We start from the raw sequence: 13,821 nt of genomic DNA, 5'->3' as shown, positions 1-13,821 counted from the left end.
CCTCGGGTTCACCATGCTGGCTTGGGACGGAGGCTTTGCCGCCGGACTATTTAATACTGTACGCAATTCAAATAATTTACTAGTAACTGCAGCCAGATCATTCGTTCGCTGGAAGCAGAGCGCATGAAATTAAAGGCAATGGCACGATTTTGCTACGCGCACGTTCCGGGCCTTGCCGCGGTCAGATTCGCGGTAAAGGACGCGATGGCGCCCTACCTCACGAAGCCGGAATACCAGGGGGCATGCCGGCTGGCGATCGAAAGCGGCCTGATCGTCGACATTGGCGCCAACCGTGGGCAGAGCATCGCCGCATTTAGAAGGCTGGCGCCCAAATCGCAAATAGTCGCATTCGAGCCAGAACCGAGCTCAGCGCAGCGGCTTTCGGTCCGCTATGAAGCAAACCCCAACGTGAAGATCTACAATTGCGCGCTCGGTGCGGAGCACGGGACAATGACACTCTTTGTGCCCTGCTATGGCAGATGGAACTGCGACGGCATGGCCGCAACCGATCACGCGGCAGCGACTGATTGGCTCCGTGACAAAGGGAGGATGTATCACTTCAATGAAGCCAAGCTGACGGTGACCAAGCACCTCATCGAGTGCGCTACGCTCGACTCCTATGGGACGGCCCCGCGCTTGATCAAACTGCACGCTCAAGGCGCCGAACCTGCAATTTTGCGCGGTTCAAAGCGGACCATTGAGCAGCATAGGCCGGCACTAATGTGCGCCTTTCCTTCGCGGGAAGTAAATGATCTCCTCACGGCCTGGGGCTACCGGCCGTACATCTATTCGAGACGGCGCTTCATCCCCGGAGTCGCGCAGCCGCACGTCACATTTACTTGGTACTTGAGAGAGGCCCACCTAACCCAGCTCGCTGTCTAGGAGTGCCACCCGCCTACTGAGCAGTCGAACCCGCCCCCTCCATGCCGGAAACTCGACGACGGCGTCAATCTAGCCAGGGGCCGTGCTGCGCAGCACCACTGGTTAGCTCCATCTCAGGCACCGCTCTCGACTTGCATCCTGGGACGACCTAACCTAGCGCGCAAGTATACGCGCGACCTCAGCGCGGGCTCCTCAACGAGGTGCCACGAGGCGACACTCAGCCCAGCCACAATCGGCGCGGCCACGCAGAACAGACCAAAAGGCGAAATGCCCGGAAGAACACTGGCGACTGCTTGCTGAATGGGAAATGCGTAGACGTAGGTCCCATAGGAATAGTCTCCAACTTGATTATAGCTGTGCAAAAACGGAAATGCGTTGAACCCGATCAAGAAGACGACGTAGCTCAAGAAAACCAAAAATGCCGATTGAAACAGAGCCGTCTGACTCAACACAAGGACGGGCACACCCAACATCAAGCAATATGTCCAGCGGAGCGTAATCAGTTTTCGGTAATGGAAAAAGATCATCCCAGCCACAAAGGCTGGGACCAAATCCTGAAAATTTCTAAGGGCCGAGGACCTACCAGAAAGCCCGTAATGGAAATCCAGCAAGCTCAGGGCCAGATAGCCGGCCGCGATGGCGACAAAGCAAAACGAGGCCCGTCGTGTCGAGTCCCGAATGTACGCAGCGACCGTTGCCGCTCCAGCATAGCAAACGACCTCGTAAAAAAGCGTCCACAGAGATCCATTCACTGCGACTGGAAATGGATTAGCCAAGAATACGCCGGGCAACCCGTCCTGAAGCCATTTCAAGCTAAGGCTTCGCGGAAGATAGAAAAACGTCGAGCTCTCGCTGAAGTACGCCTCGATCGGCAATTGCGTCGTAATCGGGCCGATTACCGCAATCGTAACCAGCGAAACCACTATAAGCGCGGGATATAAGCGCAGTACCCTCGCCGCAACAAAATCAGTCAACCCCGCGGACCGCGCGAAGCTCTGCGAAACGAAGAAACCAGAGATTATAAAAAAGATCAGAACCGCCAGATGCCCCAAGGTTATTCCGAGCAGATTGCTCAATGGCTCAACGGCGGCCGGACCATATGCAATCGGATAACAGTGAGATACGAGGACAGCCGCGGCTGCCGCGACCCGCAGCAGATTGAAGTTGTTTTTCCTGCCTTGATGGGCTGCCACCGCCAGCGAGTTTGAATGCCTTATCCGCTCCGCGCGCTCCAAATTCTCCTCCCAGCTTCATCTTTCAGCATTGCCACCGAGAGCACGGACCTTGCACGCCTCTGATCTGCTGGCGCTGGCGATCGGCCCGTCAAGATCATGCCGTCATGCGCGACCGCGCAACCGCGCTTTCAGCGAGGCTCGCCCGTATTCCAGCAAAAACGCCAAGCAGCACCCAGCATATACCCCACATGTGCACCATGAATCCCTCAAGCACGGAAATGACAGTGAGAAACCCGAGCGCCACTGACAGGCGTTTTTCACTGGGCGATAGGACTTGGCACCTGTCGATCGGGCCCAACCAGAACGCGCCAACAATTGTTAGAAACACGAAAAGGCTGCCAGGAATTCCAAAATTCATGGCAAGCTCAAGCCACATCGTATCCACGCTGGAACCTACTAGGACGCCGCCCGCTTGCCAGTTCCAGTCGTCGAGCAGACCAATACCGAACAAAGGCGACCCCGCCACGAGAGGCGTAGCGGCTTCCCATATAGCTTCCCGATACCAGCCCGTCATCGGAGTGACGCCAGCAAAGCGCAAAATCGTCGCGATTGGTTTCCCGGAAAAAAGGAATATGAAGGTGACGCCGCAGGCGACGATCGTTCCTAGAATCTTCCATCTGCTCGTCAGTCTTGGCGTCGCACCATAAAGCACAGCCAGGGCCATCACTAGAACGAAGCTCACCATTGCACCCTGGGAACGCGAAAAAAACGCGCCAATAAACGCGACAACGGCAACCGCCCATCCGAGCAATCGCCGCGGGAACGTGCAAAGCGCAAGAGCGCCGAACCATGCGCATGCCAAGCCGAACAGAATCGAATGCTCCATCGGACCCATGGCACGAATCGACCCGTCTCGATACAGCGTCTCGGCTTGTGATAAGATCGCGACCTCGTAGGCTTCTTTTCTATAACCGGTAATTCCCTTAATCCATTCGTACGTAAACAGCTTCCCGGTTAAGGGATCGAGAAGCGCGATGAGCACGACGACAACCATCAATTTGCAAGCGAACTCCACTATTCGTACGGAACTGTCAAGAGAGCCCAAAAACGAGCGAAACACGAAGTATGCCCCGACGAAGTCCAGCGCCAGCGCACCGCCTCCCTTCAGGCCATTTGCTGGCCCGCTCGTGATCATCGCTGCGATCACCATCCAGATCCCGGCGATCACCACAAGGATGTCCGAGGGAACGCAGGCGTAGGCAGCCGTCCCGATGCGTCGGCACAACCGAATAACGGCAGCCACTGAGAAACAGATGAGCAACAATCTAACAGCCGTGAGGCGGAAATCTCCGATAAAGAACGAAAGTCCTTCCGGCAGGAAAAGCGCCGCCATCAACAGCTTAAGCACCGCCTCATCGCCGAGCGACCTTACCGCGCCGCGGTTAGCCCGCAACCGAATGGGCTGCGGGTAGCCAGTCGAGACATGACTGTATGCTGCCGGTTGAGTGCTCATTGAGTGCGGCACCTCGCGCGCCAGCTCTCAGTCATAGGTGTTCGGACTGAAGGCACTAGCAATTGCGTATCCGTTCGCTTGACGCGACAGGAACTGTTGTCAGGCCCCGTCGCAAGAATTCGATGAGTCCCAATGGCGTCAGCGCATACACGAGTGCCTTATGGTAATGTGAATCGAGCGGATGCAGGCGGGCGCACTCTAGTCCCGTTCTCAGGCTGGCAAGGCGTCTCCCGGCGCGGCGCTGATCCAGCACGCTTTTCATGAAGTGGGCTGCTATATTGTTGTCCAACACGCTGTTTTTTGAGCGCCTCGGACCATCGATTCCCTCTGGAAACACCTGATCGTAGTTCAGGCCTCGCCGACTGCACGCTCGTCTTAGCGCCTCGGCAACGTAGCGCTCGCGCTGGAACGGATCGCGTCTTGTCACCGATGTTGACAGAATGCGATATCCATACAGACACTCACCCAGCACGACCATCGGATATCGCTCTCCCAATCTCAAAATGTAATCTAGTGCCTCGACGAACGGCATGGTCGGGTCGTAGCGCAAGTCACCCACCAACGACATTCGAAACATCCCGGTCGGGTCGTGAGCTGGCATGCGAAACGCGTCGATGTCGCGCCTGCAGTCCAGCTCGCTCTTCGCGGATGATGTTGGAGCCATATGTGTGCCGTTGATAATGAGCTCGTTCCCGGAGAAGACTGCGGCAAGCTCCGGCCTGTTGACCAAAGCGCGCACGAGCCTTTCGATCCGATGCGGATGGCTTATGTCGTCGCCGTCCTGAATGGCATAAAATTCCCCGCGCGTGTCGTTCAACGCGCGATTCAGGGCCACCGGCCGCGTGGCATTTTCCTGATGGTAAACACGGACCCGCGCGTCGCTCAGCAGGTCCCGGATCGACGCAAAGCAAGCATCCGTGCTTCCGTCGTCAATCATCACGACTTCAAGATTTCTGTAGGTCTGCGTCAGGATGCTCTGGAGCGCGGGTCGCAGATAGTCCCCTGCGTTATACACGCACATTATGACGGTCACTAATGGATCTGTTTCAATATTTCGAGACACAATGCCGGACTGTTCTCGCTTCATCATGCGCTCCCGTACGATCACACGCCGTTTCTTATCCAATAGTAGACAATGGCCTCGTCGCGCATCCGTCTCGCTACCGAAGCTCCCATTGATCTCGGGCTCCACAGACGAGGCCGGCCCTGCCGTTGCCATCGTTGCAGTCCGCGCCACTGAGACAAGCCGAAAACGTGCATGCGGCAAATTCCATCAGCTGCTCGATCGGACGTGCCGGTCCGCAAGCGCAAAGCATTTGCGATCTCAAGGGAGTTGTCAGATGAGGCCTCATCAATCACCAGGAGCAATATTGGGCTTTCAAATCCAGAAGCGGTGTCACGGGTTCCTCCCAGATCGGCGCCGACTGCATCTCGACCATTTAACATTAAATATTATACCGGATTTAACTAAAATCACAAAGCCAAATAAATGTAACGGTTATCCTACCTCGTCAGTTAAACTGGCGCGCTGATAAATGGGTTCCCTGCGCCGAAACTTGCCGCCTCGGCGACGTACTCTGCCTTGGCGCGGCGGCAGCACAGATCCCGGTGCGGTTGGCTATCTCCAGCACAACGCCGTCAACCGACGCCTGCAGCACGATCAGCTCCCGGCGAAACACCGCCTCCCTGATATCTTCCGCAACGCTGTTGCGCTTGGTGAGTTTTTCGACCAGCTCCTGATGGGGCCTACGGTCTCCGCGAACACCTTTTGATCTGCGCGAGCCTTATCCACACGATGGGCGCTGTCCGCAATGTTGCCCCGAACGCGCCCCAGATTGCTCTCGACCTCGAGGCGCATCACGGGATAGCTGCAAATTCAGCTGCGAGCCGACTCGCTTGTCCATCAACGTGCTGCGCGATCGATTTCATTGTCTCGAACCGCTGAACCAGCACCGGCTCTTCATCTTGAGCCGCGTCGAGATTGGCCCGCACGGACGCGATCTGCCAATCGCAGCTCTACTATCTAGGCCTCAAAGGCTGTCGTTCGCTGCAGGAGGTCCTTGTGTTGCAGGACTTCGTCTGCATTCGCCGGATCGCTGACGACAAAATCCGACCCGTCCAGTTCGGCCTGGTTCAGCCAAACTGCCCGGCAGTCTTGGAATCTTCCCCGGACGCGGCATTGACGGCGGCCTCTGTCCAGCCATTTGCCCATCGCCAGCGGTTCGCCCAGACCTCATACCATTCGCGGGCACGCGCGCGGTATTCCTCATCCCGCAATAGCGCCGCCGCGGTCGCATACCCCAGCAGTCGTGTTAAGGTCATCAGCGAATACAATCGCCTTCCTATCAGTCGAGAAAGGGGCGACCAATGCCGGTCCATCAGTGTCACGCGACCGGCCAGCAGGTGAATTCGGAGCTCGCTTTTCCGAGGGTATGAAGCCCCACCATAATGTATGATTGTTGCGGTTGGAGTTATTTTCGGCTGCGCGCCAAAGTTTCGCGCCCGAATGCATAAATCGGCCTCTTCCGCATACATGAAGAACACCGGGTCGAACCCGCCGAGCTCCTCCCACAGAGCTCGGTCAATCAGGAAGAAACAACCTGATACGATGTCGACCGACCGGACCGAATCCCGCTTCCAATCTGGATAGGCTTCGGGATTGAACACCACGCTGCGCTTGAACAGGTTCAATCCGACAGCCCAGCAGAACACGCTCCATAACGTCGCAGACCTCCAGCATGATGCCGGATTCAAAGATCCGTCGGCGAAGACAGTGCGCCCGCCCCAGATGCGACACTCGGGAGTCGTGTCGGCAAATTCGTTGAGGCGATCGATCGCATGATCCAGGACCACAGTATCCGGGTTAATGAGCAACAGCCGGCGCCCCTGCGCAGATTTCACCGCGAGATTATTGGCCCTGCCGAAGCCAACATCCTGCCCGGACGTAATCAGCTTGACCGTCGGAAATCGTTCCCTGATCGCCGCAGCAGAACCGTCACTGGATCCACTGTCAAACACGATCAATTCATATTGAACCCTAGTAGTTTGCTCCAAAATCGAACGGATACATTCAATCGTCATCTCGCGCGTGTTGTGTGTTACGACGATGATACTAAGGTTCATTGCAAGCCTCCGAAGAACACATAGGCCTTCTCAACCAAGGTAAGCATCTACTCTCGCTTCGCGGTCCGTTGTTGTCGCGAGGAGCTAATTCAGTTGCTGTCCTTCGAAGGATGGCCAGTCTCCCTTTGAACTCGCGAATTCCCGATTCCTCCGGTTACACGCGAGCAAGATGAGCTCGGCGCCCCAGCCGGGCATTCATATTGTTCAATTAAAGATATTTATATTAAATACATTAAGCGGCGGCTTCGGTCAAAATAAATATTCGCCTTCATCCAACTCGCGAGATCGATATATGCTAGAGCGTTAATTTCCCTTGAAGCGAGCCATTGGCCATTAACTCACCCTTCAAACTAATACACAAATTCATTCTCAATAAGCCTTAAATTGACGGGAGCGATTGAGTTGCCCAGCGTACATCCCCGACCGGATGGGCACCCGGGCCGGCGCGACACTCACGGAAGCCAAGCCGCTTTCATTCGCGTTTTATTGCGCCTGCACAAGCGGGGAAATTGATGAGCCATTTGTTCAACATAACGAACGTTTTGGATCGCCGGAAATTCGTCGAAAGATGCGTAAAGCGGCTGGCGTTAATGCTCCTCATTTCGACCTCGATGAGTCCTAAAGCAATCGCGATTTTTGGTGGCGTGCGGAGCCGGACCGGAGCGCCCGGTGTTCCGAACCTATCGTTAAACCTCCAAATTCCGACCGCAGCCGGAGCAATAGTTGGGACGTTTGCTCACCTCGGTGGCACCCGGACAACGTGCTCGATCGTTTCCGATGACAGTGGCGGCTGTTTTGGCACAAATGAGAATGGCGTGATCACCGTGACGTCGTCCGGTGCTTTGCTACTCGCGGAGCGGACCTACAATGTCACGATGCGCGTTCGAAACAGTTATGGCTATGACGATCTACAGATCAGCATCATCGTCTCTTCCGCCTCCGCTGGAGTTCCGGTTGTAACTTCCCAAAGCTTCACTTTTGGTGTGCCAGGCGAAGCCAACCAGACGATCGGCATGGTAGGCGCAACCAACGATCCGAACTCGTTCTCGATCGTGTCTGGCAATTCGTCCGGGCTCTTTGCGATCGATTCAGCAGGCAGACTGACCGCAAATGCGAACATGAACAGGATTAGCGCGCTCTCCACCGGCTTACGGCCGCAGAACTATAGCCTCATAGTCAGGGCGACAAACGAGGCTGGCTATGGTGAAGGGACCGTGACCGTCAATTGTCAGCAGCTGCCTTGGCCTGATGTGAGCAATCGCCCCTCAATGATCGGAGACACTCTGACATGGACAGGTCCGGCGAACGGCGGCCCCTCATGCTGGAACGACGTGCAGACCTCACATGCGCTGAGCGTGTCAAACATCACGCAATCCTCCGCCGACGATCAGGTGATCGAATATCTCGACATCACCGGAGACTTCCGCTTTTCACATAGAAACGTCACGCTGCGCCGCTGCCGCGTTCGCGGCGTGATATGGTCAACCACGAACGTCGGACCGACCGGTGATGGCGGTACCAGACCGACGAATGAGGTGATCGAAGATTGCGACCTAATCGCTATCGATGGAGGGCCTTACGGCTTTGTTACCAATTTAACCGTCCGGCGCTGCTGTTTCCACGACAGTGAGAACGAGATCACCAAGTTCTTCAACAATGTTCTGATCAAGGACTGCATATTTACACGGCCAGACGGTTCAGATTGTGATGAGATTGAAATCTACGCTCAAGGCGGCTTGCTTCCTACCAACTATGTACTGATCTGCCACAATACATTTACAGGGCCTAGCATTCGCGGCAGGGGTACGTTCAACGCGGCCGTAAATCTAACAAACTGGGGCAGTGTTAAGGGCGGCACCATCGGGCCCGATGTATACGTCGACAACAACCGATTCTGGAGCCTGCGAGATCAAAATCACATCATCTGCGATGACGGACAACAAGGTTCCGGGTACGTCGATTATCATGCCACAAACAATGGATTTTATCCGGTGGGCACGGTGCCGAGGCGGAACTACCAGAGACGTTACCGCACAACGATCCTCACCAACAGCGGCAACTTCTGGATGGCAACACCGACGTCAGTGTCTGGGAGCCCGACGAGAGGTATGGACGGCCCCGGTTCGATTTGACTGACTATCTGCCGGCCGGCCCCCTAAAACGTCGCAAGACTCGCAAGGATTTTAATTTTGGCTGATTTCACTCGGCAAGGCGGCCTCCGCCGGACTTCACTGGAGAGATACTAAGGAAGATCCCTTCCCGCTCGTGGTTCTGGGAGCCACCAGCTGGCGATCATCTGCTTTGATCACGCCGGGGCGCGGCGGAATTTCTGCAGCCCGATACGACTTTTGTTGTTCCACCTTGACGTCGGAGAATTGTCGGCCAAGCGGCTGGACCTGCTTGCCTCACGTGAGCTGTGCCGACGAGTGGGAGGTGCTGCCAGGGAGAAGGTCATTACCTTCCATGACCTGAGCGCCGGGGACGCCAAATGCGAGCATAATCGAACAAATGCTGCTGGCAGGATCGACCGACTTTTCCGAGAATGCCGCTCGGCCTTGGTCTCGGGGGCATAAATCGAAGCCAGGCGTCTGAAAAGAGCCCACCTCTCTCATGAATTCCGGATTTCATGCGATGGGCGGCGTCTGCCGTTTCGAATTTCAGGATCCTACGTTGCTTCCTCCCCCGAGCCGCCCCCTCGCTTACGCTGCGAACCGCTCAAGGCTCCTCGCCGCCGCCCCAGCATATGAGAAACTCCCACTCGTACTGCAGACAACGCCCGCTGACGTCCTTCAGCGCTGGGCAATTTGAACAGCTGCCAAACTGGAGGTAAGTACCGCAACCTGCGGTCTATCCTCATCGCCTCTTGGATAAGCCGCACTCCATCCTTAGGGCGCCCCTGTCGGAGCAACGTAATCCCGCAACGGAATACGTGGTCGGCCAACGCACCACGGGCTACGCCGCTCAACCGATGCGAGCTGCTAAGACGATGCTCGTATTCTTCGAAGAAACTATCGAAGGCAAGTTGACGCTGGCTATAATCGGACATCGCCTCCGCAAAGTACGCGTTAGACATTGCATTGGGATGTTTACGATAGATTGCCTGCACCGCTTTGATGCGAGCAACCGAGCCGTTTGCCGCAAAGCGAAGCCACATCTCCATGTCACCCGCGTGGGGCAACAATGCTCGATAGCCGCCGATCGCTTTTTGTACGCTTGTCCGCGCTATAGCCGTCGGCGTGGGGACGACATTTGTGCCTGTTGTGCATATTTCCTTCAAGAGATCGTGGCGGCTCCAGGTGTAGCGCTGCGTCGGCTCTATACGAGGGATGGGAAGCTCATCATGCCAGCTGACGCATTCGCCATAGGTGAGCACAACGTCCGGATTTTTTGCCAAGACTTCGATCGCTCGTTCAAGCGCTCCAGGCACAAGCATATCGTCTGCAGACAACAGCAGGAAATAGTCGCTGTCCGCCCGCTCAATGCCCTCATTATAGGTTGCTATATGTCCTAAGTTGCGTCCGTGCGTCACGACTTCAACGCGCCAATCAAGGGCAGACAGACGCTTTGCTACCTCAAGCGAATCATCCGATGACGCGTCGTCTATAACGAGAACCCGCACATCCTTGATCGACTGATCAAGGACGCTGCGAACACAGTCCACAAGGTAACGACCGTAATTATAACACGGTACAACGACGTCCACCTTAGCCATGTCCCGCCTTCACGTCCTCTTCAGAAGCGCCGCGGCGCCGGAGCCACTCAGTTCCCACGCGCAACATCGGCGTCTAGTTGTATCCATGCGCCAGCTCCGCCCTAATGGCATTCGCCACACAAAGTTGGTCTTCTTCCTTCATCTGCGCGTAGATTGGCAGCAGAATCGAACGAGCCTGCGCCGCTTCAGATTGGCGCAGGCTATGGCGGTGGTTAGCGTTCGCGTAAGGCGGTTCGCGGTGCGAACACATGATACCGCGCCGCGTCGCGATGCCCTTATTAAGCAAGTTTTGCATGACGGTGCGCTGGTCGAGGCGATCCGGAAGACCCACGCAATAGCTCTGCCAATTGGACCTCGCCCACTCTGACTCTGCCGGCAGACGCAGACCCGCGAAACTTCCAAGTAGCTCGGCGTATTTGGCAGCGACCGCGCGGCGTCGCGCCACTAGTTCCGGGAGGCGCTCGAGCTGTTTGCGCCCGACTGCGGCTTGTATGTCGGTCATCCGGTAATTGTACCCGACGACGAGATAGTCCTCGAATATTACTCGGGAGGAGCCATGCCGCACTGTGTCGGGGATGCTCATGCCATGCTGGCGCAGCAGCCGGAACCTGCGGTCAAGCTCTGGATCCGCGGTGGTCAGCATCCCGCCCTCGCCAGTCGTGATCACTTTGCGGGGATGAAAGGAAAAGCAGGCGATATGCCCATGCGGTTTGCCGATCGGCTCCCATTCCCCGCTCATCCGGATCTGCGATCCGGCGGCGCAGGCCGCATCCTCGATCACAGCGATCCCGTGGTGGCGCGCCACGGCCATGAGCGCTGCCATATCACAGGGCATGCCCATCTGATGGACCGCGATGATCGCGCGCGTGTGCCCGGTGATGGCTTCGGCCAGCCGAGCGCAATCCAGATTGTAGGTCTCCGGGTCGATATCGACAAAAACCGGAGTGGCGCCCTGATATCGGATCGCATTCGCAGTCGCGATAAAGGAGTGGCTGACCGTGATCACCTCGTCCCCGGCGCCGATATCCAATGCGGCCAAGGCGAGCTGCAGGGCCGCCGTGCAATTCGCAACGGCACAGGCGTGCGGTGCTCCGACAAGTGCAGCGAACTCGCGCTCGAACGCGGCCACCTGTGGGCCTTGCGACACCCAGCCCGACAGCACGACTTCGCGTGCAGCGTCGGCTTCTTCCTCCGCAAGCAGCGGCGCCGCGATCGGGATCACGATGCCGCCGCCTGCCGCTTACCGCCGGACGCGAGATCGCGTTCCGATCGCCACCATTTCACGAGGTCGGCGAGCCCCTGCTCGAGCGAAACCGTGGTGCGGAATCCCAGCAGGCGCTCGGCCTTGCCCGTCGATGCCAGCCGTCGCGGCACCGGATTGACCGAGCGCTCAGGTGCGAATTCGGGTGTCAGGCCGCGGCGCCCCATCACCGACGCAAGTACCGTCGCCAATTCCGTCAGGCTGGTCTCGGTGCCGCTTCCGACGTTGAAGACCTCGTCAGTAATCTTTGCCCGGGCCGCGAGGATGTTGGCGCGCGCGACGTCCCGGACGTGAACGAAATCCATGGTCTGACGACCGTCGCCAAAGATGACGGGAGGTAATCCGGCCTCGAGCCGCTCCATCCAGCGGATCAAGACCTCGGTGTACCGTCCGTGTATATCCATCCGGCTGCCATAGACGTTGAAATACCGGAATGCCACGTAATCAAGGCCGCACACGTCGTTGAAGGCGCGCAGCAGGCCCTCATTGAATGCCTTGGCCGCTCCGTAGAGAGTCCGATTGTTGTAAGGGTTCTGCCGCTCGGTTGTCGGAAACTCCTCGGCCATGCCATAGACGGATGCCGAGGATGCTGCGATGATCTTCTCAATGTCGTGCTTGATGCACAGCTCCAGGAGGTCATAGGTGGCGTCTACCATGACCTCCTTGGCCAGGCGCGGCTCTGCCGCGCAATGCGTGATGCGGAGTGCAGCCTGGTGAAAAACGATGTCGGCAGCCTTCACCAGGGCTTCCATCAGCTTGCGATCGCGTATGTCGCCGTGAACCAATCTCACCGGGCCGCGTCCGAGCGCGCGCCGGAGATTCTCCGGTCGGCCTCGTACCATGTTGTCGAGGGCGACGATCTCGATACAACCCTCATCGCAGAGCAGATCAACGATGTGGGAGCCGATGAACCCCGCCCCGCCAGTGACCAGAACGCGTTTTCCCTTGAGCTCGATCAAGACGCCCTCCTGTTGCAGGACCTCGTTATGAAGCTTTGTGAATGCGGCGTTCGTTCGCTGACGGCCTCGCTGGGTCGCAATGCTCCGGCGTTCCTCAAAGTGGAGACAACTGCGGTCGCCTGGTCCGGCCGCAACTCGGGATAAATGGGAAGCGAGAGAACGTCGTTGGCAAGCTGCTCGGTTACCGGCAGATCACCGGCCCGATAACCGAGTTCTGCATAGGCCTTCTGCAGATGCACCGGAATGGGATAGTGAATCCCTGCACCGATGCCGGCGTCCCGCAATATCGTTAGCGCATCATCGCGCCGCTGCAATCTGACCGCATAGACATGATACACGTGGCGGGAGTGCCTGGGCGGCTGCGGACGCGCGAATGGGAGCTCAGACAGCAGTTCGTCGTATCGTTCTGCGAGCGATCGGCGAGCCTCGGTCCAGCGCTCGATGTAGTCCAGCTTGACATTCAATGTCGCGCTCTGGATCTCATCCATGCGATAGTTGTATCCGGCAATGACGTGGTCGTATTTCGCCTCCTGCCCCCAGTCCCGCAGCAGTGACACCCGGCGTGCGAATTCAGGCCGATCAGTGACGACCGCCCCACCCTCGCCGAACGCCCCCAGATTCTTGCCCGGATAAAAGCTGAAGCACCCCAGATCCCCGATCGAGCCTGCACGGCGTCCCCGATACTCCGCGCCGTGCGCCTGCGCGGCGTCTTCAATGACCACCAGACCATGACGCCGCGCGATCGACATGATGGGATCCATCTCGGCCATCAAGCCGTGGAGGTGGACCGGCAGGATGGCTTTGGTTCGCGGTGTTATCGCAGCCTCGATCAGACCGGGATCCATCGTCCACGTGACCGGGTCAACGTCGACGAACACCGGCTTGGCGCCGCTGTAGAGAATGGCCGCGGTTGTCGCCACGAATGTCATGGACACCGTGATGACCTCGTCACCGGGTCCAATACCCGCCGCCAGCAGAGCAAGATGGAGCGCCGACGTCCCACTATTCACCGCAAGGCAATGCGAAGTCCGGCAATATTCGGCAAAGCGTCCCTCGAAGGCCCTCACCTCCGGCCCGAGCACGAAGTGCCCGCTGCTGACGACCCTGGCCACCGCGGCGTCGACTTCCGGCTTGATTTGACGGTATTGGGCTTTCAGATCCAGGAAGGGTATCAAGATTCAACACCTTGGATTGGC

Annotated in this window: 10 protein-coding genes; 2 read left to right on the top strand and 8 right to left on the bottom strand. The window is 57.5% G+C overall.

Going from position 1 to position 13,821, the window contains the following annotated elements; genetic code table 11:
* The first annotated feature begins 123 nt into the window (after nt 1-123).
* Nucleotides 124-882, top strand: a complete 759-nt coding sequence (locus BRAD3257_RS12750) for an FkbM family methyltransferase (protein ID WP_122402127.1) — start codon at nt 124-126, stop codon at nt 880-882.
* Nucleotides 883-995: 113 nt separating this feature from the next.
* On the opposite strand, the gene BRAD3257_RS12745 is transcribed toward BRAD3257_RS12750, so the two are convergent.
* The 4 genes from BRAD3257_RS12745 to BRAD3257_RS12730 form a co-directional block, all read right to left on the bottom strand.
* Entirely contained in the window at nt 996-2,117 is a 1,122-nt protein-coding gene (locus BRAD3257_RS12745) for an acyltransferase family protein (RefSeq protein ID WP_122402126.1), read from the bottom strand.
* Between the two features lie 94 nt (nt 2,118-2,211).
* Nucleotides 2,212-3,570, bottom strand: a complete 1,359-nt coding sequence (locus BRAD3257_RS12740) for an O-antigen ligase family protein (RefSeq protein ID WP_122402125.1) — start codon at nt 3,568-3,570, stop codon at nt 2,212-2,214.
* A 55-nt stretch (nt 3,571-3,625) separates the two neighbouring features.
* Nucleotides 3,626-4,657: a glycosyltransferase family 2 protein gene (locus BRAD3257_RS12735; protein WP_160118804.1), complete on the bottom strand. Its 1,032-nt coding sequence runs from the start codon at nt 4,655-4,657 to the stop codon at nt 3,626-3,628.
* Between the two features lie 1,046 nt (nt 4,658-5,703).
* A complete protein-coding gene (locus BRAD3257_RS12730) occupies nt 5,704-6,693 on the bottom strand; it encodes a glycosyltransferase family 2 protein (protein WP_122402123.1) in 990 nt (329 codons plus the stop codon).
* A gap of 512 nt (nt 6,694-7,205) precedes the next feature.
* Between BRAD3257_RS12730 and BRAD3257_RS12725 the strand changes: the two genes are divergently transcribed.
* A complete protein-coding gene (locus tag BRAD3257_RS12725; RefSeq protein WP_122402122.1) occupies nt 7,206-8,825 on the top strand; it encodes a cadherin repeat domain-containing protein in 1,620 nt (539 codons plus the stop codon).
* 533 nt (nt 8,826-9,358) lie between these two features.
* Here BRAD3257_RS12725 and BRAD3257_RS12720 read toward each other — a convergent pair.
* The 4 genes from BRAD3257_RS12720 to BRAD3257_RS12705 all read right to left on the bottom strand — a co-directional run bounded on the left by BRAD3257_RS12720 (nt 9,359) and on the right by BRAD3257_RS12705 (nt 13,800).
* On the bottom strand, nt 9,359-10,405 hold the full coding sequence (locus BRAD3257_RS12720) for a glycosyltransferase (RefSeq protein WP_122402121.1): 1,047 nt from the start codon (nt 10,403-10,405) through the stop codon (nt 9,359-9,361).
* Nucleotides 10,406-10,478: 73 nt separating this feature from the next.
* Entirely contained in the window at nt 10,479-11,627 is a 1,149-nt protein-coding gene (locus BRAD3257_RS12715) for a DegT/DnrJ/EryC1/StrS family aminotransferase (RefSeq protein ID WP_122402120.1), read from the bottom strand.
* Nucleotides 11,624-12,625: an NAD-dependent epimerase/dehydratase family protein gene (locus BRAD3257_RS12710; protein ID WP_122402119.1), complete on the bottom strand. Its 1,002-nt coding sequence runs from the start codon at nt 12,623-12,625 to the stop codon at nt 11,624-11,626. Before BRAD3257_RS12710 ends, BRAD3257_RS12715 begins: the two co-directional genes overlap by 4 nt.
* Nucleotides 12,622-13,800, bottom strand: a complete 1,179-nt coding sequence (locus tag BRAD3257_RS12705) for a DegT/DnrJ/EryC1/StrS family aminotransferase (RefSeq protein WP_122402118.1) — start codon at nt 13,798-13,800, stop codon at nt 12,622-12,624. Before BRAD3257_RS12705 ends, BRAD3257_RS12710 begins: the two co-directional genes overlap by 4 nt.
* Between the last annotated feature and the right edge of the window lie 21 nt (nt 13,801-13,821).

This window comes from Bradyrhizobium vignae (assembly GCF_900324035.1).
GTDB lineage: Bacteria > Pseudomonadota > Alphaproteobacteria > Rhizobiales > Xanthobacteraceae > Bradyrhizobium > Bradyrhizobium vignae.
Note: the sequence above shows the minus strand (reverse complement) of the source record. Positions and strands in the feature narration are given on the sequence as shown.